The sequence below is a fragment of the Bradyrhizobium sp. genome (assembly GCF_030646015.1).
Lineage (GTDB): Bacteria > Pseudomonadota > Alphaproteobacteria > Rhizobiales > Xanthobacteraceae > Bradyrhizobium.
The window spans coordinates 52,378-75,590 of the sequence record NZ_JAUSLT010000067.1 but is presented as its reverse complement, the minus strand read 5'-3'; the positions used below and the strand labels follow the sequence as shown (position 1 = coordinate 75,590).

At 64.1% G+C, this 23,213-nt stretch carries 24 protein-coding genes; 10 read left to right on the top strand and 14 right to left on the bottom strand.

Annotated features, from left to right (window positions below):
- Positions 1-40: 40 nt before the first annotated feature.
- Genes Q7T45_RS09685 through phnG form a run of 9 tightly spaced genes read right to left on the bottom strand, consistent with a single transcriptional unit; the run spans position 41 to position 6,985 of the window.
- Positions 41-652: a pyridoxamine 5'-phosphate oxidase family protein gene (locus Q7T45_RS09685; RefSeq protein WP_304870131.1), complete on the bottom strand. Its 612-nt coding sequence runs from the start codon at positions 650-652 to the stop codon at positions 41-43.
- A 3-nt stretch (positions 653-655) separates the two neighbouring features.
- The gene (phnN, locus tag Q7T45_RS09680) at positions 656-1,243 is read right to left on the bottom strand and encodes a phosphonate metabolism protein/1,5-bisphosphokinase (PRPP-forming) PhnN (protein ID WP_304870129.1); all 588 of its coding nucleotides are present in this window, start codon (positions 1,241-1,243) and stop codon (positions 656-658) included.
- Positions 1,240-2,397: an alpha-D-ribose 1-methylphosphonate 5-triphosphate diphosphatase gene (locus Q7T45_RS09675; RefSeq protein ID WP_304870127.1), complete on the bottom strand. Its 1,158-nt coding sequence runs from the start codon at positions 2,395-2,397 to the stop codon at positions 1,240-1,242. Before Q7T45_RS09675 ends, phnN begins: the two co-directional genes overlap by 4 nt.
- 15 nt (positions 2,398-2,412) lie before the next feature.
- Positions 2,413-3,111 (bottom strand): phosphonate C-P lyase system protein PhnL, encoded by a 699-nt coding sequence (gene phnL, locus Q7T45_RS09670; protein ID WP_304870126.1) that lies wholly within the window; start codon positions 3,109-3,111, stop codon positions 2,413-2,415.
- Between the two features lie 10 nt (positions 3,112-3,121).
- A complete protein-coding gene (gene phnK / locus Q7T45_RS09665; protein WP_304870124.1) occupies positions 3,122-3,925 on the bottom strand; it encodes a phosphonate C-P lyase system protein PhnK in 804 nt (267 codons plus the stop codon).
- Positions 3,918-4,802: an alpha-D-ribose 1-methylphosphonate 5-phosphate C-P-lyase PhnJ gene (locus Q7T45_RS09660; RefSeq protein ID WP_304870122.1), complete on the bottom strand. Its 885-nt coding sequence runs from the start codon at positions 4,800-4,802 to the stop codon at positions 3,918-3,920. Before Q7T45_RS09660 ends, phnK begins: the two co-directional genes overlap by 8 nt.
- Entirely contained in the window at positions 4,799-5,908 is a 1,110-nt protein-coding gene (locus Q7T45_RS09655; RefSeq protein ID WP_304870121.1) for a carbon-phosphorus lyase complex subunit PhnI, read from the bottom strand. Before Q7T45_RS09655 ends, Q7T45_RS09660 begins: the two co-directional genes overlap by 4 nt.
- Before the next feature lie 3 nt (positions 5,909-5,911).
- A complete protein-coding gene (gene phnH / locus Q7T45_RS09650) occupies positions 5,912-6,520 on the bottom strand; it encodes a phosphonate C-P lyase system protein PhnH (protein WP_304870120.1) in 609 nt (202 codons plus the stop codon).
- Positions 6,521-6,523: 3 nt separating this feature from the next.
- Complete coding sequence (phnG, locus tag Q7T45_RS09645) at positions 6,524-6,985, bottom strand: phosphonate C-P lyase system protein PhnG (protein WP_304870119.1); 462 nt, start codon at positions 6,983-6,985, stop codon at positions 6,524-6,526.
- A gap of 130 nt (positions 6,986-7,115) precedes the next feature.
- Here phnG and phnF point away from each other — a divergent pair, with 130 nt between their 5' ends.
- Positions 7,116-7,844 (top strand): phosphonate metabolism transcriptional regulator PhnF, encoded by a 729-nt coding sequence (phnF, locus tag Q7T45_RS09640; protein ID WP_304870117.1) that lies wholly within the window; start codon positions 7,116-7,118, stop codon positions 7,842-7,844.
- 10 nt (positions 7,845-7,854) lie between these two features.
- Here phnF and phnE (Q7T45_RS09635) read toward each other — a convergent pair whose 3' ends face one another.
- From phnE (Q7T45_RS09635) to phnC, 4 genes are all read right to left on the bottom strand, one after another.
- Entirely contained in the window at positions 7,855-8,709 is an 855-nt protein-coding gene (gene phnE, locus Q7T45_RS09635) for a phosphonate ABC transporter, permease protein PhnE (RefSeq protein WP_304870115.1), read from the bottom strand.
- A complete protein-coding gene (gene phnE / locus Q7T45_RS09630; RefSeq protein ID WP_304870113.1) occupies positions 8,706-9,593 on the bottom strand; it encodes a phosphonate ABC transporter, permease protein PhnE in 888 nt (295 codons plus the stop codon). The genes phnE (Q7T45_RS09635) and phnE (Q7T45_RS09630) overlap by 4 nt, the downstream gene beginning before the upstream one ends.
- A gap of 63 nt (positions 9,594-9,656) precedes the next feature.
- A complete protein-coding gene (gene phnD / locus Q7T45_RS09625; RefSeq protein ID WP_304870111.1) occupies positions 9,657-10,565 on the bottom strand; it encodes a phosphonate ABC transporter substrate-binding protein in 909 nt (302 codons plus the stop codon).
- A gap of 73 nt (positions 10,566-10,638) precedes the next feature.
- Positions 10,639-11,454 carry a phosphonate ABC transporter ATP-binding protein gene (phnC, locus tag Q7T45_RS09620; RefSeq protein WP_304870109.1) on the bottom strand — a complete coding sequence of 272 codons (816 nt, stop codon included), beginning with the start codon at positions 11,452-11,454 and terminating at the stop codon, positions 10,639-10,641.
- A 190-nt stretch (positions 11,455-11,644) separates the two neighbouring features.
- Between phnC and Q7T45_RS09615 the strand changes: the two genes are divergently transcribed.
- The 6 genes from Q7T45_RS09615 to Q7T45_RS09590 all read left to right on the top strand — a co-directional run bounded on the left by Q7T45_RS09615 (position 11,645) and on the right by Q7T45_RS09590 (position 19,094).
- Positions 11,645-12,307: a DapH/DapD/GlmU-related protein gene (locus Q7T45_RS09615; RefSeq protein WP_304870108.1), complete on the top strand. Its 663-nt coding sequence runs from the start codon at positions 11,645-11,647 to the stop codon at positions 12,305-12,307.
- Positions 12,304-13,497: an alpha-D-ribose 1-methylphosphonate 5-triphosphate diphosphatase gene (locus tag Q7T45_RS09610; RefSeq protein WP_304870106.1), complete on the top strand. Its 1,194-nt coding sequence runs from the start codon at positions 12,304-12,306 to the stop codon at positions 13,495-13,497. The genes Q7T45_RS09615 and Q7T45_RS09610 overlap by 4 nt, the downstream gene beginning before the upstream one ends.
- Before the next feature lie 20 nt (positions 13,498-13,517).
- Positions 13,518-14,225 carry a DUF1045 domain-containing protein gene (locus Q7T45_RS09605; protein WP_304870169.1) on the top strand — a complete coding sequence of 236 codons (708 nt, stop codon included), beginning with the start codon at positions 13,518-13,520 and terminating at the stop codon, positions 14,223-14,225.
- A gap of 101 nt (positions 14,226-14,326) precedes the next feature.
- Positions 14,327-16,255 (top strand): hypothetical protein, encoded by a 1,929-nt coding sequence (locus Q7T45_RS09600; protein ID WP_304870104.1) that lies wholly within the window; start codon positions 14,327-14,329, stop codon positions 16,253-16,255.
- A 15-nt stretch (positions 16,256-16,270) separates the two neighbouring features.
- On the top strand, positions 16,271-17,899 hold the full coding sequence (locus Q7T45_RS09595) for a PEP/pyruvate-binding domain-containing protein (RefSeq protein WP_304870102.1): 1,629 nt from the start codon (positions 16,271-16,273) through the stop codon (positions 17,897-17,899).
- Between the two features lie 157 nt (positions 17,900-18,056).
- Positions 18,057-19,094, top strand: coding sequence for a zinc-dependent alcohol dehydrogenase family protein (locus Q7T45_RS09590; protein WP_304870100.1), 1,038 nt, complete (start codon positions 18,057-18,059; stop codon positions 19,092-19,094).
- A gap of 118 nt (positions 19,095-19,212) precedes the next feature.
- Here the strand turns inward: Q7T45_RS09590 and Q7T45_RS09585 are convergent, their stop codons facing one another.
- Positions 19,213-20,091 carry a LysR family transcriptional regulator gene (locus Q7T45_RS09585; protein WP_304870098.1) on the bottom strand — a complete coding sequence of 293 codons (879 nt, stop codon included), beginning with the start codon at positions 20,089-20,091 and terminating at the stop codon, positions 19,213-19,215.
- 163 nt (positions 20,092-20,254) lie between these two features.
- Between Q7T45_RS09585 and Q7T45_RS09580 the strand changes: the two genes are divergently transcribed.
- The 3 genes from Q7T45_RS09580 (at position 20,255) to Q7T45_RS09570 (ending at position 23,188) form a co-directional block, all read left to right on the top strand.
- Complete coding sequence (locus Q7T45_RS09580) at positions 20,255-21,415, top strand: ABC transporter ATP-binding protein (protein WP_304870096.1); 1,161 nt, start codon at positions 20,255-20,257, stop codon at positions 21,413-21,415.
- A gap of 97 nt (positions 21,416-21,512) precedes the next feature.
- Entirely contained in the window at positions 21,513-22,355 is an 843-nt protein-coding gene (locus Q7T45_RS09575) for a carbohydrate ABC transporter permease (protein WP_304870094.1), read from the top strand.
- Complete coding sequence (locus Q7T45_RS09570) at positions 22,352-23,188, top strand: carbohydrate ABC transporter permease (protein WP_304870092.1); 837 nt, start codon at positions 22,352-22,354, stop codon at positions 23,186-23,188. The genes Q7T45_RS09575 and Q7T45_RS09570 overlap by 4 nt, the downstream gene beginning before the upstream one ends.
- Positions 23,189-23,213 lie beyond the last annotated feature (25 nt).

Here is a 23,213-nt window from a genome sequence, read left to right as displayed (position 1 = left end):
TGACAGAAGCCGTTCGTGGCCGGAAGCTCCGCAAGACGCCCTACCACAGCGACTGCCGCGCCCGCTCCGGCCATGCCTTGTCGTACGCTTCGCCGCCGACGCGATTCTCGCTCATGTCGGCGAGGATCTGGCCGGGCGTCGGCAGGATCTTCGGGTCCACCCGCTTGTCCGGATTCCAGAGATCCGAACGCACGATGGCGCGGGCGCACTGAAAATAGATCTCGTCGACCGTCATGACGATGACGGTGCGCGGCGCCTTGCCGTCGAACGTGAACGATGCCAGCAGTTGCGGATCGGCCGACACCTGCGCGCGGCCGTTGACGCGCAGCGTGCTGCCGGAGCCAGGTATCAGGAACAACAGCGCGATCCTGGGGTCGCGCACGATGTTGCGCAGCGAATCCACCCGGTTGTTGCCGCGGCGGTCCGGCATCATCAGGGTCTTCTCATCGTGGACTCTGACAAAACCGGGCAGATCGCCGCGCGGCGAACAATCCAGCCCCTCCGGGCCTGAGGTCGCCAGCGCCGCGAACGGCGACTTGTCGATCAACACCCGGTAAGGCGGCGTGATCCGGTCGGCGACCTTGACGGTCGACGCCTCGCCCGGCTGACCATAGATCGCTTCCAATTCCGCGACCGTTGCGATTATCGACACCGTTCAAGCACCCCTGATAGCCCGCAACAGTTCCAGCGCATGATCCTCGGCGTTTTCGACATTCATGATGGTGACATCAGGCGCGGCCGCCGCATCATCGACGGCACGGCGGAGCCTGTCGGCGATCTGTCCGTCACTGCGGCGCGCCCGCGCGGCCAGTCGCTGGCCAAGGACTTCAGGCGGCGCCGTGATCGAGACCACGACGACGTCGAGGTAGGTGCGGCGCATCGCCTCGACTACCGTACGCGATACATTGGCGACGACCGCGCGCCCGGCGCCGATCTGGTCGTCGATCGCGCGGCGCAACGCGTAGCAATGGCTATGCGCTTCCCAATGGACTGCAAATTCACCTTGCGCCTGTGCCTGCGCAAAGGCTTCCAGGCTCACCTGCTCATTGTCTTCGAAGGACGAGGGTTCCCGCGTCACCACCCGGCGCGGAAAGACGATCGTGCCGTCATCGGCGCAGGCGGCCCGGGCCAGCCCGATCAGCGTGTCCTTGCCGGCGCCGCTCGGGCCGACCACCAGAACCAGCCGGCCGGGCCCGATCCCCGCGGCGGCGCGATGGCCAGATATCGTCGACTCGTCGGTCACGCCACGCGGTGTCCTTCACGCCAGACGCTGCGCACCACCGGAATGTCGCGGGCGACATGCACACGGATCAGGTCGGCGCGCTTGCCGGCCGCGATCTCGCCGCGGTCGGCGAGCCCCACCGCTTCGGCGGGCGTCTTGGTGACGGTGCGGACGGCGGAGGCGAGATCGATGGCCGGCGCGCATTGCGGCAGCTGCAGCGCCGCCATCAGCAGGCTCGAGGGGATGTAATCGGACGACAGGATGTCCAGCAGCCCTTCGCGGGCGAGATCGACCGCGGCGATATTGCCGGAATGCGAGCCGCCGCGCACCACGTTCGGCGAGCCCATCAGGATGCCGATACCGGCCTGGTGCAATCCATGCGCGGCTTCCATCGTGGTCGGAAATTCCGCCACCGAAATCCGATCACGAACGGCATCGGCAACGTTTTCATCTGTCGTGTCGTCGTGGCTGGCGAGCGGGATATTGTAGTGGTGCGCCAGCGCCACGATCTCGCGCATGTTGGTCGCGGCATAGGCCTTCTGATAGGCAAAACGCCGCTCGAACAGCACGTCGAGTTCGGCGTCGGTCATACCGGCGCCCTTGCCGCGATAATAGTCGCGCAGCTTGCCTTCGTCGCGGAACTGACGCTGCCCCGGCGTGTGGTCCATCAGCGACATCAGGCGGACGTCCGGTCGCCCGATCAGTTCCTTGGCCTCCTCGACCACGCTCGGCATCGGGATCTCGCAGCGCAGATGCAGGAAATGATCCGATCGCAGCAGATTGGCGTCGCGCGCCGACGAGATCGCCGCGGCCAGCACGCCTGCCCTGCCATCGACGTCCTCGGCGCCGTCCTCGCGCCAGACCCTTAAGGAATCCAGCACCGTGGTGATGCCCGATGTCGCCAGCTGCGCGTCATAGGACACAACCGCCGCGATCGGATCCCAGAACACTTTTGGACGCGGCACGTAATGGGCTTCCAGATGATCGGTGTGCAGTTCGATCAGGCCGGGCATGATCATGTCGCCGGCCGCATCCTCGCTGCCGGCGGGAGCGTCACCCTCGCCCGTTTCCGCGATACGGCCATTCGCAAATGCGATCCAGCCGCGTTCGATCACGCGGTCGGCCAGAACGATCCTGGCATTGCCGATAACGGTGTCGGACCCGGTCGAAGTCATGTCAAAATTCTTTCTTCATGCGGCTGATGCAAACGACGTCACGTCGACGATGCGGTCGGCGATCAGATGGCGGATCTCGTCGTCATGGACGATGGCGACCATGGCGACATCGGCACGTTTCTTCTGGTCGATCAGTTCGACCACGACGGCGCGGTTGGCGGCATCGAGCGAGGCGGTCGGCTCGTCCAGCAGCAGGATCGGCAGATCGGAGATAAAGCCGCGCGCGATGTTGACGCGCTGCTGCTCGCCGCCGGAAAAGGTCGAGGGCGGCAGCGCCCACAGCCGCTCCGGAATGTTGAGGCGGCGCAGCAGCTGCCCTGCCCGCTCCTGAGCCTCCGGACGCGCCATTCCGTTTGATATCAGGGGCTCGGCCACCACATCGATGGTGGCGACGCGCGGCACCGCCCGCAGGAACTGGCTGACATAGCCGATCGTGGCGCGGCGCACGCTGAGAATTTGTCGCGGCTCGGCGCTGGCGAGATCGACCAGCGCGCCCTGGTGGCGGATGCCGATGCGGCCGCCATCGCAGCGATAATTGCCGAAGATCATTTTCAGGATCGAGGATTTGCCGGCGCCCGAGGGACCCGACAGCACCACGCATTCGCCGGGCTCGACCTGAAAGGTGACACCGCTCACGACCGGCAGTTCGATCCCGCCCTGCAGATGCATGGTGAAGGTCTTTTCCGCACGGCTGATATCGATCATCGCAGTCATAGGTTTGTGCTCACGCTGGCAAAATCGAGGAGACGAGCAACTGGGTATAGGGCTCGCGGGGGTCGTCGAGCACCTGGTCGGTCAACCCGGTCTCGATGACGCGGCCCCCCTTCATCACCATCACCCGGTGCGACAACAGCCGCGCTACCGCGAGGTCATGGGTGACGACAATGGCGGCAAGGCCGAGTTCGCTGACCAGATTGCGCATCAAATCGAGCAGCCGTGCCTGCACCGACACGTCCAGGCCGCCAGTCGGCTCATCCATGAACACCAGGCGCGGTTCGGTCACCAGATTGCGCGCAATCTGCAGCCGCTGCCGCATGCCGCCGGAATAGGTTCGCGGCGCATCATCGATGCGTTCGATATCGATTTCGACGCGCTCCAGCCAGGATGTCGCGGTGTCGCGGATGCGTCCATAGTGATTCCAGCCGACCGCCATCAGCCGCTCGCCGACATTGGCGCCGGCCGAGACCGCCATCCGCAATCCCAGCACGGGATCCTGATGCACATAGCCCCAGTCGGTGCGAAACAGGAACCGGCGCTCGGCCTCACCAAGCGCCGCCAGGTCGCGCATCACCCCGTCGCGCATCCGGTACGATACTTTCCCGGCGCTCGGCGCCAGCTGCGCCGACAACAGTTGCAGCAAGGTCGATTTGCCCGATCCGGATTCGCCGACGATCGCCAGCACCTCGCCGGGATAGAGCGCAAAGGAGACGTCGCGGCAGGCGCTGAGCCGGCCATAGGTCTTGCCGAGGCCCTCGGCCATCAGCAGCGGCTGGTCATTGTCCTGCACAGCGGCATTGTTGTCAGCCATGCGGCCTCTCCTTGTGCGGGGCCGCGCTCTCGCTGCCGCGATGACCCTCTGCCTGGCGGTTCTCGCAATAGTCGGTGTCGGAGCAGACGAACATGCGGCTGCCCTGGTCATCGGTAACGATTTCATCGAGATAGGAGTCATCGGCACCGCACAGCGCGCAGGGCGCATCGAAGCGGTAGCGCGTGAACGGATGATCCTCGAAATCCAGCGAAACCACCGAGGTATAGGGCGGGATCGCGTAGATGCGCTTCTCGCGGCCGGCGCCGAACAGCTGCAGCGCCGGGCAATTGTCCATCTTCGGATTGTCGAACTTCGGCGTCGGCGACGGATCCATCACATAGCGGGCATTGACCTTCACCGGATAGGCATAGGAGGTGGCGATATGCCCGAAGCGCGCGATGTCCTCGTACAGCTTGACGTGCATCAGGCCATATTCGCCGAGCGCATGCATGCGCCGGGTCTCGGTCTCTCGCGGCTCGAGGAAGCGCAGCGGCTCGGGGATCGGCACCTGATAGACCAGCACCTGCCCGCCATGCAGCGGCGATTCGGGAATCCGGTGCCTTGTCTGGATTACGGTGGCATCCGCCGTGGCGGTCGTGGTCGCGACGCCGGCGGTCCTGGCGAAGAACTTTCGGATCGAAATCGCGTTGGTGGTGTCGTCGGAACCCTGATCGATCACCTTCAGCACATCGTCAGGCCCGAGGATCGCGGCGGTCACCTGCACGCCGCCGGTGCCCCAGCCATAGGGCATCGGCATTTCGCGGCTGGCGAACGGCACTTGGTAACCGGGAATCGCGATCGCCTTCAGGACGGCGCGGCGGATCATCCGTTTGGTCTGCTCATCCAGATAGGCGAAATTGTAGACCGGCGCGTTCATTCCGCGGCCTCCTGCATCGGCTCCGGGGTGTCCGCCGCCGCTTCCGAAAACTCCTTGCGCAGCTTGCGCAACAGGCCGAGTTCGGATTGGAAGTCGACGTAATGCGGCAGCTTGAGATGTTCGACGAAGCCGGTCGCCTGCACATTGTCGGAATGCGACATCACGAACTCTTCGTCCTGGGCCGGCGCGATGACCTCCTCCCCGAGCTCACGGGCGCGCAAGCTGCGGTCGACCAGCGCCATCGACATGGTCTTGCGCTCCGACTGTCCGAACGCCAGCCCGTAGCCCCGCGTAAAACACGGGGCCTCGGTCGCCGAGCCCTTGAACTGGTTGACCATCTGGCACTCGGTCAACGTGACCGCGCCGAGCGGTACGGCGAAGCCGACGTCTTCGGCCATGAATTCCACCTCGACCTCGCCGAGCCGAATTTCGCCGGCGAACGGGTGGCTGCGGCCATAACCGCGCTGCGTCGAATAGCCGAGCGCCAGCAAAAAACCTTCGTCGGCGCGCGCCAGATTCTGCAGCCGCAAATCGCGATCGGCGGGGAAACTGAGCGGCTCGCGGGTGAGATCGCCTACCGGCGCATCAGCATCCAACTGCGGTGAAGGCTCGATCAGGCCGTCGCGGCCGAGAATGTCAGTGACGCGTGGCATGATCGCCGCGGATGCTTCCGCGGTCGCGGGCGCCTCGGGCTTTGAGCCTTCCGCCAATTCCGGATCCAGCAGGCGGTGGGTGTAATCGAAGGTCGGCCCGAGAATCTGGCCGCCCGGAATATCCTTGAAGGTCGAGGAGATGCGGCGGCGCACCTGCATCTGGCCGGTATCGACCGGCTCGGAGGCGCCGAAACGCGGCAAGGTGGCGCGGAAGGCGCGGACCAGGAAGATCGCCTCTATCATGTCGCCGCGCGCCTGCTTCAACGCCAGTGCCGCCAACTCACGGTCGTACAGCGAGCCCTCGGTCATGATGCGATCGACGCCGAGGCTGAGTTGTCCGGAGATCTGCGTGAGCGAGAGTTCGGGGACCTCGCGGTCGCCACGGCGCTCATGCGCCAGCAGCCGATGGGCGTTCTCGATGGCGCGTTCACCACCCTTGACGGCGACATACATCCGTTAGCCTCCCTTCGCGACAAGCCGCGTGGTGCGCGGGATCGCGACAACGGCATCATCAGCCACCAGCACCACATCGATACCGCGCGGAAACAGCGTGGCGTTGATGGCGAGCCGTTCAAACAGGTCCGCAGGCTGCAGCGTCGCCCGCAACACGGCGGTGCCGTCGATGCCGGGGCCGCGCAACTCGAAGGCAGGGCCCATCGTCAGGCTCTCAACCTGCAGAATGACCGTCGTCGAACGATCCGGATACTCATTGCTGCCGAAGGCAAAACGGTCGAGCGCCGGGAGGGCTCGCGGTTCGCCGATGACGGCAAAGCTGGAGATCGACGAATCCGGGATGACCGGCGCGCTGGTGTGAAACTTGAGCCATTTGGCGACATCAGATGTCTCGGACAGAAGCGGGTCGAGCCAGACCGGCGTGTCGTGGTCGAACAGCGTCAATGCGATGGCGGCGGTGCCGCGCATCAAGGATGCAGGCGCGCCGGATACCGCCGTGACGCGCTGGACGCTGCCCGGGCGCGCCATCGCATCCATCACTGACCGGAAGGTGGTCTGCGCGGACAGAACCTTGTCCGCAAACCCGGCAGGCAGTTCGGCAACCGTCGTCATCGTTCAGCCCTCACCGCGCACCATCGTGTAGAAATCGACCCGCGTCGCCGCGGTCTCCGCGGCCTTGCGATCCCGTTCGGAGGCCATCGCGGCACGAAGCGGCGTCAGCACATTTGCTTCAACCGCCCCCGAGAACTCATTCGACTGCACCAATGCGTCGCACAGCGCGATCATCTGCGCCTTTTGCCGGTCGCGGCCGAGCGTGTAGCCGAAGCCGACCTCGCCGGTCGCCAGCCGCACCGCGGCACGCGAAACCGTGGCCTCGCCGAGGTTGAACGGCGCGCCGTCGCCGCCGATGCGGCCGCGCAGCATCACCAGCCCGTTCTCGGGCTCGCGCAGGTTTTCGTAAGCCGGCACCGCGATCGGCTCGAGACGACGGGCAATCTCCGCCGCATCGGAATGCGCGAGCACCGCCATGGCCGCCTTGCGCTGCGCCTGTTTGCCGTTTTCGTCCGCGACGGTCATATCAGCCTTCAGATCGGTCTTGCCGGAATCAAGTTGTCTATGTTATTAGACAACTTGATAGCGAAGCGCCATGACTGTTTCGTGACATCAGGATGATTTTTCCGATGCCCCTCCCCGGCTTTTTCGCGCCATGAGCATGCAGGACGCAGCCTCCGGCGTGGCGTTGTGGCGCCAGGTCGCCGACGGCATCGAGCGCGGCATCGCCGACGGCCGCTTTGCCGCGGGCGAGCGGTTGCCGGGCGAGACCGAAATCGCCGAAACCTACCGCGTCAACCGCCATACCGTGCGCCGGGCGCTGGCGACGCTGGCCGAGCGCGGCCTGGTGCGCGCCGAGCGCGGCAGCGGCACCTACGTGGAAGCACCGCGCATTGCCTATCCGCTGCGCTCGCGCACCCGGTTTTCCGAGATCGTCGGCGCCGGCGGCCGCGAGCCGCGCGGTCAGCTGATCGGCGCTTCCGAAGAGCCGGCAACGCGCGAACTGGCGAAGCAGCTCGGCCTGAAAACCGGAACACCCCTGATTCGGATCGAGGCGCTGCGGCTCGCCGACCGCACCCCGATCTGCATCGGCACCACCTGGCTCGCGGCAGCGCAATTTCCCGACGCTGGACGCACCTATGAGCGGGTGCGCTCGATGACGAAGTTGCTGGCGCATTACGGCATTCGCGACTATCGCCGGGCCTCGACCCGCGTCACCGCCGCCATTGTCGACGCCACCGACGCGATCAGGCTCGACCTCGCACTCGGGCGCCCCGTCCTGGTGGTCGACAGCACCGACGTCGATGCCAGTGGAAGACCGCTGCTGACCACGCGCGCGCGCTTCGCCGCCGAGCGGGTCGAATTTCTGGTCGAGAACGGCTAGCTGCGAGATCTTACGCGATTTCCCGCCGTCCGATGATCGCGAAGCGGAGTTTGCCGGAAATCCAGTCAATGGACGATACCGTGATGAGGATGAGCAAAATCAGGAACGACACCCTCTGCCATTCCAGCACCCGGATTTGTTCGGCGAGCTGAAGGCCAATTCCACCGGCCCCGACGATTCCGATGATGGTCGCCGACCGCGTATTTGACTCAAAATAGTAAAGCACCTGACTCAACAGGATCGGAATCACCTGCGGCAGCAAGCCGAACCGGATACCATGGAGATGGCTGCCGCCGGCCGCCAGGACACCTTCGCCGGGCTTCTTGTCGGCAGCCTCGATGGCCTCCGAAAAGAGTTTTCCAAAACTCCCAAAATCGCTGCAGATGAGCGCGAGAATGCCCGCAAACGGACCCAGTCCCACAACACCGACCCAGATGAGAGCCCAGATCAAGGTATCGACACCGCGCATGGTATCGAGGCCGCGGCGGGTCAACAGGTGGACGATACGGTTTGCGACCACATTGCGCGCCGCCAGCAGGGAAACCGGAAACGCCAGCAGTGCCCCACCCAGCGTGCCAAGGAATGCGATCGCCACGGTCTCTCCGAGCGCGTGCAAATAGATCAACGCCTGCGCCCATGAACCCGGATCGGGTGGCACCATCAATTGAAGGAAACCGCCCAGCCTGAACATTCCGTCAGAAAGCCTGTGAAACGGAATGTCGAGCTGGACGATCCCGTACACAAACAACGCGATCGCTGCGCCGAAGCCAACGGTGATTTTTCCCCGGTTCCACCAGTCCGGACGGAACAGGTGCGGATGGCGTTCAGCGATTGTGGCCTGGTTTTCGAAATTGAAGGAATTCATTTGCGGGCACCTTCCAGCCCAAGGAGTCGATGGCGCACGCGCTCTGTGACAAAATCAATCAGCATGACGGTCACGATAATAAGCAGGAGGATGGCGCTCACATCCGTGAAGTAGAATTTGCGGACCGCCTCGATCAGATCCTGTCCGATCCCGCCGGCGCCGACGAATCCCATCACCGCGGCGCCGCGCACGTTGATTTCGAATCTCAGCAAGGCGTAGCTGACAAAATTCGAAAGAACCTGGGGTACCGCACCAAACCGGACAATCTGAATCCAGCTTCCTCCGCTCGCGGCCACTCCCTCGATCGGGTTGATGTCGATGTTCTCGACAACTTCGGCGAACTGCTTGCCCAGCGCGCCGGTGGTATGGATCGCGATCGCAAGAACGCCGGGCAAAGCCCCGAGCCCGAATGCCAATACAAAAATCAGGGCAAAGACGATCTCAGGCACGGTCCGGCAGAATTCGAGGACACGCCGCGTAACAAAAACGATCGCGCGCGACTTGACCAGATTGGCCGATGCCAGAAAGCAGAGAGCGAAGCCGCTTATCGCTCCTGCGAGGGTTCCGACATACGCGATCAGCAACGTGTCTCCGAGCAGCCGCGTCCAGCGCGGCAGCCCCCAGAGCCATTCCGAGAGATCAACCCATGCAGATGAAAACGAAAACTTCGGAGCGGTACTCGCGAAATAGGCCGGGAATCGCCAGAAATTCTCGGCGAACATCCCAAGCTTGACATCGCCCATCCAGCCGGCGGCAAGTGCGGCGGCGATCAGGACGGCTGTACCCAGCCATAAGCGTCGTCGCTTGGCGGCAACCGCGACCGCATAGCGATCGGCAAGCTCTTGCAGCCTGGCTTCCGGGAATTCGGGGACTGCAGTTCGCATGGGATTTTCTGGTGAGAGCCTGGGCAGATCTCACGACCTGCCCAAACCATCTCGACCCGTAGCTCAGGACTTCTGCTTGCGGATGCTGTCGACAAACTTGATCAGGTCGACCACGGGCTCATAGGCCTTGTGGTCAACCGCGACGAAAGGCAGCTGTTTCCCCTCATAGATCTTGTCGAAAGCGGCCTTGTCCTTCATCGCAATTTCCAACACGGCCTTCTTGATCGCCGCCTTGAGGTCGGCAGGCAGGGTGCCGAGGTATGCCATCGGCGAATTAACGATCTGCTCGGACTTCAGGATGATCTTGAAATCGGCGGCCTTCGCCATGCCCTTGCGTTCCATCCGCAGCAGGTTGGATTCGTTTTCATCGTTCCACCAGTTGAACGCTGCATCGCAGGTGCCCTGCGCAAGTCCGATCACCGCGTTCTCGTGGCTTCCGGAGTAGACCACCTTGGAGAAGAACTTTTCCGGGTCGATACCCATCTTGTCCATCGCGAAACGCGGCACGTTGTTGCCCGACGTCGAATTGGGATCGACAAGGCAGAGATTCTTGCCTTTCAGGTCCTGGATGTCCTTGTAGCTCGACCCACTTTTCACATAGAGAACCGAGTAATAGCCCTTGGTCCCGTCGCCGTTCACTTCGATCGCGAACGGCTCGACCTTGGCGCCGATAATGTAGGCGCGGGCGTAGGACGCCGGACCATACATCGCGATGTGGATGTTTCCGGCGCGCTGGCCTTCGATGACCGCGGCATAATCGTTGGCGATCCGCAGCGTGACTTTTGTGCCCAGCTCCCGGGTCAAATACTCCGCCAGGGGCGTCCAGCGGTCGGTGGTGCCTGAGGCATTCTCATCGGGAACTTTTGCGAACACCAGTTCGGGGTACTTTGCCTTCCAGTCCTGAGCCGATGCAGCGGAGGCTGTGAATGCCAGTCCCGCCGCGACGGCGAGAATCATACGACGGTTGATCATGACGTCTCCTGTTTTGCAGCGATGAAGCTGGCGGATTTCATCCCGCACAGCTGTTGATTTACAGATGCAGCACTCAGGCTGCGGCAACCGTACCGAAAGCCGGAATCGGCGAACGGGTGGGCACGTGCCCGGGCGCCACGTCCATCACTTCATCCGCCTCGAGATCGTAAAGCTCGCGCGCGATGCGATCGGTCAGCGCCGCCGGTGCGCCGTCGAATACGATCCGCCCCGAAGCCATGCCGATCAGGCGGTCGCAGTACGTCCGCGCCAGATCGAGCGAATGCAGATTGCAGATCACGGTGATGCCGAAGTGCTTGTTGATGCGCAGCAGCGCATCCATCACGATCCGGGTGTTGCGTGGATCGAGCGAGGCGATCGGCTCGTCGGCGAGGATCATCGCCGGCTGCTGAACCAGCGCACGCGCAATCGCGACGCGCTGCTGCTGACCGCCCGAGAGTTGATCGGCGCGCTGCGCCGCAATCGAGGCCATATCGAACTGCTCGAGCGCCGACATCGCAATCGCCTTGTCCTCGTCGGGCCACAGCTGCGTCAGCGACCGCCATGCCGGCACTGTTGCGAGCCGTCCCATCAGCACGTTGGTCAACACATCCAGACGGCCGACCAGATTGAATTGCTGGAAGATCATCGCCGAGCGTGCGCGCCACTGCCGCAGATCCTTGCCGCGCAGTGACGTCACATCGATGCCTTCGAACAGAATGCGCCCTTCGGAGGGTTCGGCGAGGCGATTGATCATCCGCAGCAGGGTCGACTTGCCGGCGCCGGAACGGCCGATCACACCGACGAAGCCGCCGGGCGCAATGGAGAACGATGCATTGTCGACCGCGGCCTTTGTGCCGAAACGGCACGTCAAACCTTCCACCACCAGCATGCAATGCTCCAATGCCCAGAACTGGCACCATCGCTAGCGCCGGGGTTTTACAGTTGTGTGACAGCCGCGCTGCAGTGCAGTGGCCATCCACAGCCGAGCCGGCTGTCATTCGTTCGTCATGACATTGTCATCAGGCCCACCGATGACGTGCGGACTTCCAGATCAATCTCCATTTCGTGTGGGAATTCGCATGGCCGGAAAAATGCTCTCGATTGAACCGACCGTCGACGGAACAGCAAACCTGCACGACGTCAGGCTCGGCGCCTATTGTGAGGTCGGCGCGCGCACGATCCTGCATGAAGTGACGATGGACGACTATTCCTACGTCGTGAACGACGCCCAGATCACCTACGCCACGATCGGAAAATTCTGCTCGATCGCGGCGATGACGCGGATCAATCCGGGCAATCACCCGATGCAGCGGGCGTCGCAGGCCCACTTCACCTATCGCGCCAGCTGCTATTTCCCGGGAGAAGGCGACGATGCGGAATTCTTCGCATGGCGGCGCGAGCATCACGTTCATATCGGCCATGATGTCTGGATCGGGCATGGCGCCGTCGTGCTGCCGGGTCGCAGCATCGGCACCGGCGCCGTGATCGCGGCGGGCGCGATCGTGACCAAGGACGTTCCGGCCTACGCCATCGTCGCCGGAAATCCGGCGCGGGTCATCAAGCGGCGCTTCCCGGAAGACATCACCGACCGGCTCGCGGCGCTGGCGTGGTGGGACTGGGACCACGAGACGCTGCGCCGCGCCCTGCCCGATTTCCGCAAACTGACCATCGAGGATTTTCTGGAAAAGCATGAAGCGGCGGCGATCCCGGGGCGCTCGCAAGCCATGCGTGCCGCATCATGACGAACCTGTCGATCGAAGGCGGCCAGACCCTTGTCGGCGACGAGTTTCACGAAACCTCGCTGCGACTCGCCGGACGTGACATCAACGCCGTGAGCTCGGACCGTGGGCACGGCTCAGTCGGCATCGATGCCAGCGGGCTGAAGGTGCTGCCGGGCATCGTCGATCTGCACGGCGACGCGTTCGAGCGGCAGATGATGCCGCGCGCGGGCGTCGATTTTCCCGTCGATGTGGCGCTGGTCGACAGCGACCGGCAGGCGATCGCCAACGGCATCACCACGGTGTTTCATGCCACGACCTGGTCGTGGGAACCGGGGCTGCGCAGCGCGGACAACGCACGGCAGTTGCTCGAGGGAATCGAGGCCCTGCGGCCGCAATTGGCGGCGGACACCCGCTTCCACCTGCGCCATGAAACGTACAACCTCGATGCCGAAGCCGAAATCGGCCAATGGCTGTCCGACGGACGGATCGACCTGTTCGCTTTCAACGACCACATGGATTCCACCGTCGCCAGCCTGGCCAAGCCGCAGAAGCGCAGCCGCATGGTGGAACGCACCGGCCTTTCCAGCGAGGCATTCGATGGTCTGGTGGCGAACGTGGTTTCCCGTGGTCACGACGTCCCGGCATCGGTCGCACGGCTGGCCGGGATGGCGCGAGCGGCCGGCGTCCGCATGCTGTCGCATGACGATGAAAGCCCGGCGATGCGCAGGGCATTTCGGGATCAGGGCGTCGGCATCGCCGAATTCCCGGTCAACGAGGAAACCGCGCGCGAGGCCGCCGCAGCGGGCGATTTCATCGTGTTCGGCGCGCCCAATGTCGTCCGCGGCGGCAGCCACACCGGCTGGACCAAGGCGGCCGACATGATCGCCAAGGGGCTGTGCTCGATCCTGGCGTCCGATTACTACTATCCCGCGCCATTGCTGGCGGCCTTTCGCCTCGCCGCCGACGGCGTGCTGCCGCTGGCGCAAGCCTGGCACCTGATCTCGGCGGCACCGGCCACGGCCGCCGGTCTCACCGATCGCGGTGTACTCGCCGCGGGCCGGCGCGCCGACATCATCCTTGTCGATGACCAGGTGCCGCTGCGGCCGCGAATCGTCGGTGTCGTCGCCGCGGGACGCCTGATCCATCTGACCGAGGCTGACCGCCTGATCCGGTTCGCAGCCGCGCCGCGCAAGGCTGTTGCGGCCGCGTGACGCGGCTCTATGGTGCCGAGATGGCCGACCATCCGCGCTACGCCATCTACTATGTCCCAGCACCCGACAGCGGCCTCGATCGTTTCGGCGCGCACCTGCTCGGCTATGACGCCTTTCGCGGCGAGGACCTGCCCTTCCCGGACGGCATCCTGCAGGCGACGTCGGATTGGAGCGATCTGACCAACGACCCCCGAAAATACGGTTTTCACGCCACCCTGAAGGCGCCGATGTCGCTGGCGCCAGGAAAGACCGAGGTCGAGCTGCTTGCCGCATGTGCCGCGTTCGCCGCAACGCCCCGGCCTATCCCGGCGATCCGGCCCGTAATCGGTTCGATCGAAGGCTTTATCGCGGTGATCCCGGCGGAACCGCCGCCGGAACTGATCCAGCTTGCGGCGGATTGCGTCAGCCAATTCGATTCGTTCCGCGCGCCGCTCAGCGAAGCCGACCGTGCGCGGCGCAATCCCTCGCAATTGACGCCGGCGCAGCGCGAGCATCTCGATCGCTGGGGATATCCTTATGTGATGGACGAGTTCCGGTTTCACATGACACTGACCCGCCGGCTGGACGCCGGGCGCCGCCAACCCTTGCTGAAGATGTTGGCGGAGCGCTTCGTTGCACTAAACCTGCCGGTGCTGCCGATCGACCGGATCGCCGTCTTCCGGCAAGACACCCCTGCTTCGCGATTCCGGATCGTCCACCACTGGGGATTGCGCGCGAGGGATGCCTGATCGCAGCGCTCTTCCAATATGACGTTTTCATGAATGATCTAGCGCAATGAAGCTGTCGCCAATGCGGTGCATATGCCTGTCATCACTGTTGAAGGCAGGCCATGAAATCACAAATCATCGAGCAGCTCGGACAAGCTGACATCCTTCTGCCGTCGCTCGTTGCCGAGGGACTGGCAGCGAATGATCGCATCAAGGTGCGCATGAGCGCGCTTCAGGCCGCATCACAGCATGCGCAACAGCCGGATCGGCCGGCCACCGATTTGCACGTCGAATGCAACGCCGCCGGTCTGGCGCCCGCGACGCTGGCGACGCTGATCGGCGGTGCTCATCTTGCCGGCGATGGCCGAATGGCCGCGCCCAATCTGGCCAAGTTGATGAAGGAAATCCACGACGACGTGGCGGCGATGGTCCGCGCCGTGAGCGCGGGCAACGCCGCCGAGGGTGAAGCCATGAGCGCACGGCTCGCGGCGATCCGCAACTCCGGCGCGCTCGAGGCGTTGAATGAAATCGAAATCCCGCGGGTCGCCAAATTGACCGGCGTGACGCAGGAAGGCGCCGACAGCCTGCATCGACTGGTGATGGATCTGCACAAGGCGCTCAACCGCCTGGCCGCCGGCTGCGCCGAGGAAATCCTGGCGGGCGCCCATGTGTTCGGCTTGCACACCGAAGACCGTACCCCGGTGGAACGCTTCATGCAGGGGCTCAACGAGACCCGCGCCCTGAAATTCGACCACCCCGGCCTCGACACGATGGCGACGAGGTCGGGCGGCCGGCTGCTGATTCAGAACGATATCGGCACCACCGACGCCCATGTGGTGGTCATTGCGATCAAGAAGAATTCCGTGACGGTGACCTATACCGACGTGCATCGGGCGCGCGCGAAATTCTTCATCGGCCTGTTCGATAAATTCCAGGCGAAATGGAGCGGGCTCGATCGTCATACCGCGGCGGGTCTTGGCGATGATAACGCTTTCTTCCTGGTTACCGGACAGTACAAGGCCGAGAGTTCCGAGGATCGCAACGACTTCCTGGCCGCGCTCGGCGCTGCGCTGGTATTCCTGATCGACTGGAACAAGGCGCGCAAGCTGTTGCGCAGCTGGGTCGCCAAGGACGATGCGACCCGAATTCTCGAATGGGCCGCCCGGCAGCGGATCGGCCACCGCGCCTTCCTGGAACTCGGCGGCAATGAATTGATCGGCACCGCGGTACGCAATGCGGCGCCGACCCGCATCGGCTTCGGCGAGCGGCTGGATCAGGCGCTCGGACGCACCGCCGCGGTCGATTTCCTCAAGACCGCGATGCGCGCCTCGACAGAGGCGCTGAGCGGGGGACGATCGGTCAGGCTGGTCCGCGACCAGATCGAAGCCGACCTGGTCAGGCATCTCGAACGTGTCGACAGTGCCCTGCTCGCTATCGTACTGCGTCAAATCGGATTGGCGCACGATGTAGCCGCTGCGATCGCCCAGCACGTTGCCGCACTACAGGCGGGCCGTCCGGCGGACGGTACGCTGCTGACCACCCGGGCCGGCCTCATCGAACGCAAGGCCGACCGCATTGCCATCCAGGCCCGCAAGGAAGCGACCCGCCTCGACGCCGGCCCGATCATCGAACAACTGGTGGACCGCGTCGAGGAAGCCGTCGATGAGCTGGAACAGGCCGCCTTTATCGCCTCGCTGACGCCCGCCGCAATCGACCCATCGCTGCTGTCAGCACTTGCCGGGTTGTGCGCCATCGCCACGACGGCGACAGAAGCCGCGGCTTCCGGCCTCGCCGCCGCCATCGAAGTGCCGGAGGGACGCCGCGCCGACTCCGAAGACGCGCTGGACGCCGTTGTTCGCCTGATCGATGCCGAGCATGCGGCGGATTCCCGGGAACGCGAGGTCACCGCGCGGGTGTTCGCCGGGGGGTTCGACGTGGCGACGTCGCTCTCCGTTCTCGAACTTGCCCGCGCCATCGAGCGCGCCACCGATCAGCTGGCCGGTTTCGGCCATCTGCTGCGGCGTCACATCATGACCGAACTGTCAGCCTAGGAAGGACTCGAGCCTATGCATATCGTGCGTATCGGCGGTGTATCGACCGAACAGCATTCCGCCGAAGTGGTCGGCGCCAAAGCCGCCAACCTGGCGCGGATGGCGGCCCTCGGTCTGCCGGTGCCGCCGGCCTTCGTGCTCCCGGTGAAGCTCTGCGCGGCGATCATCGACGGGGATGGACATGCGCAGCGCCATCTGCGCGATGGCCTGAAAGACGGTATCGAGTTCCTGGAAAACGCGACCGGAAAGCGCCTTGGCGATCGCCGGCATCCGCTGCTGGTATCGGTACGCTCGGGAGCGGCGCGATCGATGCCGGGCATGCTGGATACGGTCCTCAACGTCGGCTGCACGTCGACCGCCGTGCAGGGTCTGATCCGGGCCACCGGCCGGCCGCGGCTGGCGTGGGATTGTCGGCGGCGGTTTCTCGAAAGCTATGCCGAAGCGGTGCTGAGCCTCGACCCCGAGCCGTTCGCGGCGTGCCTTGCCGAGTTGACCGCCAGCGAAGGCGTTGCCAGCGACCGCGAACTGGACAGCGAGGCCCTCGAGCGTCTCGCCGCAGACGAGCAGGCGCTGATCGAGGAAGGCGATGACAGCTGGCTGGAGGATGCGATGGTGCAGCTCGACAGCGCCGCAAGGGCCGTCTACCGGTCGTGGATGAGCGAACGGGCGCAGGCCTATCGCCGTATAGAGAAACTCGACCATCTCCGGGGTACGGCGGTTACGGTCCAGGCCATGGTATTCGGCAATGGCGGACTTTCGTCCGGGGCCGGCGTGGCGTTTTCGCGGGATCCCTCAACCGGCAAAGCCCAGCCGATGATCGACCTCGTGCTCGACGCCCAGGGCGAAGACGTCGTCTCGGGCCGCCGGACGCCGGATACGGAAGAGACCTTCGCCCGCTCGCTGCCGGCGGCTGCGGCCGAACTGGGCGATACTCTCGGGCGCCTGGAACGGGAATTCGGCGATGTGCAGGATGTCGAGTTTACGATCGAGGACGGCAAATTGTGGATTCTGCAGACGCGCTCCGCGAAGCGGACCCCGCGCGCGGCGCTCCGGATCGCCATCGACCTCGTGCGCGAAGGACTGATCACGCAGCAAGAAGGGCTGCAGCGACTCGACGGCATCGACCCTGCGGCTCTCGTCCAGATCTCGCTGGCATCCGCGGATGATCCGGTCACCGCCGGCATCGGCGCGTCGGGCGGCATCGCGGTCGGACGGGCGGCGTTCTGCTCCGAAAGCGCGCAACGCCTGGCCGCCGCGGGGGACCCCGTGATCCTGATGCGGCCCGATACCAGCACCGCCGACGTCGCGGGCTTTGCCGCCGCAGCAGGCATCGTGACATCCGTTGGCGCCCGCACCGCGCATGCCGCGCTGGTCGCGCGCCAGATGGGCAAGCCCTGCGTCGTCGGATGCGGCAGCATGGCGATCGACGTCGCGGCCGCCCGGGCAAAGCTCGCGGACACAGCGATCTCGGAAAGCGACTGGATCACCATCGACGGCGACAGCGGCAAGCTCTACCTCGGGCAACGCGAAGTAATCGTAACGCAGCCCGACACCGAGCTCGACGAAGTCAAGCGGTGGCGCAACGAAGCCGATCGAGAGCGCCCCCGCAAGCGGAACCCGCACCACGGGAGTTCGGCCGGTTGAAGCCGGGTTCCTTTAATCGTGACGACGGGGAAGTCGGAGCAAGAGCGCTCGGATTGCCACTCCCCCCTTCGCTTGCAGACCGCTGATCCAGATCAAGCAGCCGGAGCAGAAAACCCCCAGGCTTGATGACCCCCGCCTCCTACGAATGGAAGATCACATGAAAGCCCTCATCTACCTCGGCCCCGGCGCGAAGGCTGTTGAAGACCGTGCCAAGCCGGAACTTCAGCTTCCGGGCGACGCCATCGTCAGGGTCACCAAGACGACGATCTGCGGAACCGACCTGCACATTCTGAAGGGTGACGTCACCACCTGCACACCGGGGCGAATTCTCGGGCATGAAGGGGTTGGCATCATCGACGCCGTCGGCGTCGGCGTGACCGCGTTCCGCCCCGGCGACCACGTGCTGATCTCCTGCATCTCATCGTGCGGCAAATGCGAATATTGCCGGCGTGGCATGTATTCTCATTGCACCACCGGCGGCTGGATCCTTGGCAACGTCATCGACGGCACGCAGGCGGATTTCGTTCGGATTCCCCATGCCGACACCAGCCTCTATCCGATCCCCGAAGGCGCGGACGAGGAAGCGCTGGTCATGCTGAGCGACATTCTCCCGACCGGATTCGAATGCGGCGTGCTCAACGGCAAGGTCGCTCCGGGATCCACCGTGGCGATCGTCGGCACCGGCCCCATCGGTCTGGCGACACTGCTCACGGCGCAGTTCTATTCACCGGCGGAGATTATCATGATCGATCTCGATGACAACCGTCTCGAAGTCGCCCGCCGCTTCGGTGCAACCCATACCGTCAATAGCACCGACGGCAAGGCGGTGGAGAAGGTCATGGCGCTCACGAATGGCCGCGGCGTTGATACCGCGATCGAGGCGGTCGGCATTCCCGCAACCTTCGTCCTCTGCGAGGACATCATCGCGCCTGGCGGCGTGATCGCCAATGTCGGCGTCCACGGCACCAAGGCCGACCTCCATCTCGAACGGCTGTGGTCGCAGAACATCACGATCACGACCCGGCTGGTCGATACGGTCACGACCCCGATGCTGCTGAAGACCGTGCAATCGAACAAGATCGATCCCCGGCTCCTGATCACGCATCGCTTCAAATTCGATCAGATTCTCGATGCCTACGAAACGTTCGGAAACGCAGCCGGCACGCGGGCGCTCAAGGTCATCATCTCGGCATAGGTTTTTCGAACCGCGAACCGCCTCTGGCCGCAAGCCACCGAGCCGATCGGATATCTGGATTGCAGGGCATCGCGGCTGTCCTGCGATCGGGTCGTTTCTGCACCAGAACGATAGCGCCTCAGTTCGAACCCTGCGGCAGCAGATTGCGCGAATGAAAGAACAGCTCGACGAGTTTTCCCTTGGCGCCGAACAGCGAGAAAATATACTCGGGGACCTCGACGTCCATCTCCGACACCACGACCTTGGCGATGCGGTCGACGCGGCTTGAGCCATGCTCCCATATGAATCCGATCCCGAGCTGGTTCGCCACGGCTTCCAGCATGCCTTCGCGGGTGTTGACGACGATGCCCGGCTCGATCCGCAGTCCGGCCGCGCGGAATGCCTTGTCCACGACGCGTTGGGTGGAGGAATTGCGGCTGCGAAACACCAGCGGGTATTGCGTCAGCTCGGCGACCGACACCTGACCCAACTGATTGAGGCGGTGTCCCGGATGACAGATCGCCACGACACGCTGATTGAGACACACTTCGCATCGAAACCGGCGGTCCTGAGGCACCTCGGGCAGCACCGCAACGTCGACGCGCCGATCGATGACGGCAGCCATGATGTCCGACCAGTTGCCGATCTCCACGCTGATCTGGATTTTCGGATAGAGCGCCTTGAATGCAGAAATGAGCGCCATCCCGGGCATTGAGTTACCCAGGCCCACGCGCAGCTCGCCTCCCGCCAGCTCCTCGCGCTGCTCGAGAATTGCCACCGCGTCGGCTTCCATCGCCTGGATTCGGTTGGTCGCGGCGTAGAGCTGGCGGCATAGCGAAGTAGCCACCAGATTGTGGCCGTGTCGATCGAACAGCCTGACATTGAACTCGGACTCCAGCTCACGAACCAGCTGGGCGACCGAGGGCTGCGAGACGCCGAGACGTCTTGCCGCAGCGGAAAAATTGCCGGCTTCGAAAACCGCGTTTACCGCGCGCACGCGCGAAGACGTCAAAGCCATTTCAAATCAACCTCTAACTCCGAACAAATCCCGGATCGCGCGGGAGTGCCCCAGAAGGAAAATCCTGTGTTGTGGATAGGGAAATCCTTTGACTGTTATGTGACTGTCAAGCGCCGCCCCTAATCAACGTTCATTGCTGCATTGCAGTGGGGACACCGGCGAAATGGCGAAGATCGAACTGAACGGGATCCGCAAGACCTTCGACCAGACGGCAATTCTAAAGGGAATTGACCTGGCGATCGAAGACGGCGAGTTCATCGCGCTGATCGGCCCCTCGGGCTGCGGCAAATCGACATTGCTGCGCATCATTGCGGGCCTGGAACCCCAGAGTTCCGGCGAGGTTCGCATCGACGGCGTCCAGGTCGACGGCATCAGGCCCAGCGCCCGCAACCTCGCGATGGTGTTTCAGTCCTATGCGCTGTATCCGCACCTGACCGTGTTCGACAATATTGCGGTGCCGCTGCGGATGCGACGGCATTCCGCACTTGCACGCATGCCCCTGGTTGGCCGGTTGCTCCCGGGACGCGCCCGCACCGAACACGGCATCCGGGAAGACGTCGAGCGCGTTGCCGCCCAGCTCGAACTCTCCGCGTTGCTCAAGCGCAAGCCGGGACAACTCTCCGGCGGCCAGCGCCAGCGCGTCGCGGTCGGCCGCGCCATCGTGCGCCAACCCGTCGGCTTTCTGTTCGACGAACCCCTGTCGAATCTCGATGCCAAGCTGCGGGTGCATATGCGCGCCGAGCTGGCCCAGTTGCATCGCCAGCTGAAGGCCACTTTTGTCTACGTCACCCACGACCAGGCCGAGGCGATGACGATGTCGAGCCGCATCGCCGTCATGATCGAGGGCAACATCGTCCAGATCGGCACCCCTGCCGAAGTCTACGAGAATCCGCGGGACATCCGGGTCGCGGAATTCGTCGGCAGTCCCAAGATCAACGCCATGCCCGGGGTCATCCGCGAGGACCGCGGCCTGGAGGTGCTGGGACGGCAGCTTCGCCTCAATACCACAGCGGCGGCGGGCCGCTGTACGGTCTGCGTGCGACCGGAGCGCATGGAGCTCGGTCACGGCCCGGGCGCCATTGCCGGCATCGTGACGCATCTCGAGCATCTCGGCGCGGAGGCATTCATTCACGTCAAGGTCGATCGTATCGACCTGCCCTTGCTCGCGCGTGTCAGCCCCGACCAGCAACTGCCGGAGATCGGCAGCGCCATCCACCTCGGCTTTTCCGCCAACGCCGTCAGGATATTCGACGCCGCCGGCAAACGCATTGACGTCACGGCGCCGGCTCGCAGCGAGCGCGTGCGGGAGAAAGCCCTTGGCTGACGCCCTCGCCGCTGTTGCGATACCTGCCGAACGCCACGTAGCCCCAGCCACGCCATCGCAGGTTCGGAGCCCCAATCGTACACGTCCTGCGCTGGCCATGGTGGCGCCTGCTTTCACCCTGATGTGTTTGCTGCTGCTCGGGCCGCTGCTCGGCGTCATCGCGCTGTCGTTTACCGACTACCAGCTCGGAAGCCCGCAATTCTCCTGGATTGGCCTTGCGAACTATCAGGACATGTTTGGCGACCGGGTATTTTGGCTCTCGCTGCGCAACACGCTGACCTATGTCGCGATCGTGGTGCCCGCGGCGGTAGCGCTGGGACTCGCCGTGGCGCTTCTGATCGAAAGTGGCGGCAGCTTCCGGGCATGGTACCGCACCATCTATTTCCTGCCTGTGATGGCGACGCTGATTGCGATGTCGATCGTCTGGGAATTCATGCTGCATCCGCAGTTCGGGCTGATCAACGGGCTGCTGCACGGCATCGGGTTCGAGGGTTTTAGCTGGCTGCAGGACCGCCGTACCGCGCTGTATGCGCTCTGTGTGATCGGAGTCTGGCAGGCGCTCGGCTTCAACATGGTGCTGTTTCTCGCCGGCCTCGTCTCGATCCCCCGGCAGCTCTACGACGCCGCCGAGATCGACGGCGCGCACGGCGCCTGGGCCCGGTTCCGGCTGGTGACCTGGCCGATGCTGGGACCGACCACCGTGTTCGTGGTCGTCATCACCGGGATCCGCTCGTTTCAGGTGTTCGATACCGTCCACGTCCTGACCAAGGGTGGCCCCTCGAAATCCTCCGAGGTCCTCATCCACACCATGTATGTCGAGGGGTTCGAATTTTTCCGCTCCGGCTATGGCGCGGCCCTGACCGTGGTGTTCCTGGTATTCGTGCTGCTGCTAACGCTGGTCAAATCGGCGCTGGCGAACCGCGGAGTGCATTACGTATGACGCCGCGCCCTCGTGCCATCGTCTGGTCCGTTGCCCGGCATTCGCTGCTGCTGGCCGGGGCCGCGTTCATTCTGCTGCCGTTTGTCTGGATGATCTCGACGGCGTCGAAACCACAGACCGAGATCTTCACAAAAAGCATTCACTTCATCCCGCACAGCTTTGCGCTGTGGGACAATTTTGCGACCGCCTTCGGCAAGGCCAACCTCTGGCGGTTCCTGCTCAACGGCGTCGTGGTCACGGTGTCGATCTTCGTCCTGCAGGTGCTGATCGCGCTGCCCGCCGCCTACGCGCTCGCCAAGCTGCGGTTCGCCGGCCGCGAGGTGCTGTTTGCGCTGGTGCTGTTCTGTATCCTGATTCCGCCGCAGGCCACCGCGATCCCGGTGTTCCTGCTGTTTCACCAGTTCGGAATCCTCGACAGCTATGCCGCGCTGATCGTGCCGTTCACGATCTCGGCGTTCGGCATTTTCCTGATGCGGCAGTTCTTCAAGACCGTGCCGGACGACCTGATCGAGGCCGCCCGCATGGACGGGATTTCCGAGTTCGGCATCGTCTGGCGCGTGATGCTGCCGACCGCGATCCCGGCCCTGACCGCCTTCGGCATCTTCTCGGTGGTGGCGCACTGGAACGACTATTTCTGGCCGCTGATCGTGCTCAACAGCGAGCACCTGCGTACCCCGCCGCTCGGCGTCGCCAGCTTCCGCAACGAGGAAGCCGGCACCAATTACGGCCCGCTGATGGCTGCCGCCATCGTCATCATCGCGCCGCTCGTCGTCGCGTTCCTGCTCGCGCAACGCCGGTTCATCGAAGGCATCACGCTGACCGGTATCAAATAGACCACAGGTGCAATCGTAACGAAGG

Excerpts from the sequence above, each read along its gene's own strand:
- phnH (WP_304870120.1), bottom strand. The coding sequence starts at position 6,520 with ATGACGACGGTTGCCGAACTGCCTGCCGGGTTTGCGGACAAGGTTCTG.
- phnK (WP_304870124.1), bottom strand. The coding sequence starts at position 3,925 with ATGGCTGACAACAATGCCGCTGTGCAGGACAATGACCAGCCGCTGCTG.
- Q7T45_RS09595 (WP_304870102.1), top strand. The coding sequence starts at position 16,271 with ATGCATATCGTGCGTATCGGCGGTGTATCGACCGAACAGCATTCCGCC.
- Q7T45_RS09655 (WP_304870121.1), bottom strand. The coding sequence starts at position 5,908 with ATGTATGTCGCCGTCAAGGGTGGTGAACGCGCCATCGAGAACGCCCAT.
- Q7T45_RS09585 (WP_304870098.1), bottom strand. The coding sequence starts at position 20,091 with ATGGCTTTGACGTCTTCGCGCGTGCGCGCGGTAAACGCGGTTTTCGAA.
- Q7T45_RS09570 (WP_304870092.1), top strand. The coding sequence starts at position 22,352 with ATGACGCCGCGCCCTCGTGCCATCGTCTGGTCCGTTGCCCGGCATTCG.
- Q7T45_RS09600 (WP_304870104.1), top strand. The coding sequence starts at position 14,327 with ATGAAATCACAAATCATCGAGCAGCTCGGACAAGCTGACATCCTTCTG.
- Q7T45_RS09580 (WP_304870096.1), top strand. The coding sequence starts at position 20,255 with ATGGCGAAGATCGAACTGAACGGGATCCGCAAGACCTTCGACCAGACG.
- Q7T45_RS09675 (WP_304870127.1), bottom strand. The coding sequence starts at position 2,397 with ATGACTTCGACCGGGTCCGACACCGTTATCGGCAATGCCAGGATCGTT.
- phnF (WP_304870117.1), top strand. The coding sequence starts at position 7,116 with ATGAGCATGCAGGACGCAGCCTCCGGCGTGGCGTTGTGGCGCCAGGTC.
- phnC (WP_304870109.1), bottom strand. The coding sequence starts at position 11,454 with ATGCTGGTGGTGGAAGGTTTGACGTGCCGTTTCGGCACAAAGGCCGCG.
- phnE (WP_304870115.1), bottom strand. The coding sequence starts at position 8,709 with ATGAATTCCTTCAATTTCGAAAACCAGGCCACAATCGCTGAACGCCAT.
- Q7T45_RS09615 (WP_304870108.1), top strand. The coding sequence starts at position 11,645 with ATGGCCGGAAAAATGCTCTCGATTGAACCGACCGTCGACGGAACAGCA.
- Q7T45_RS09575 (WP_304870094.1), top strand. The coding sequence starts at position 21,513 with ATGGTGGCGCCTGCTTTCACCCTGATGTGTTTGCTGCTGCTCGGGCCG.
- phnE (WP_304870113.1), bottom strand. The coding sequence starts at position 9,593 with ATGCGAACTGCAGTCCCCGAATTCCCGGAAGCCAGGCTGCAAGAGCTT.
- phnL (WP_304870126.1), bottom strand. The coding sequence starts at position 3,111 with ATGACTGCGATGATCGATATCAGCCGTGCGGAAAAGACCTTCACCATG.
- Q7T45_RS09590 (WP_304870100.1), top strand. The coding sequence starts at position 18,057 with ATGAAAGCCCTCATCTACCTCGGCCCCGGCGCGAAGGCTGTTGAAGAC.
- phnD (WP_304870111.1), bottom strand. The coding sequence starts at position 10,565 with ATGATCAACCGTCGTATGATTCTCGCCGTCGCGGCGGGACTGGCATTC.
- Q7T45_RS09605 (WP_304870169.1), top strand. The coding sequence starts at position 13,518 with ATGGCCGACCATCCGCGCTACGCCATCTACTATGTCCCAGCACCCGAC.
- Q7T45_RS09660 (WP_304870122.1), bottom strand. The coding sequence starts at position 4,802 with ATGAACGCGCCGGTCTACAATTTCGCCTATCTGGATGAGCAGACCAAA.
- phnG (WP_304870119.1), bottom strand. The coding sequence starts at position 6,985 with ATGACCGTCGCGGACGAAAACGGCAAACAGGCGCAGCGCAAGGCGGCC.
- Q7T45_RS09610 (WP_304870106.1), top strand. The coding sequence starts at position 12,304 with ATGACGAACCTGTCGATCGAAGGCGGCCAGACCCTTGTCGGCGACGAG.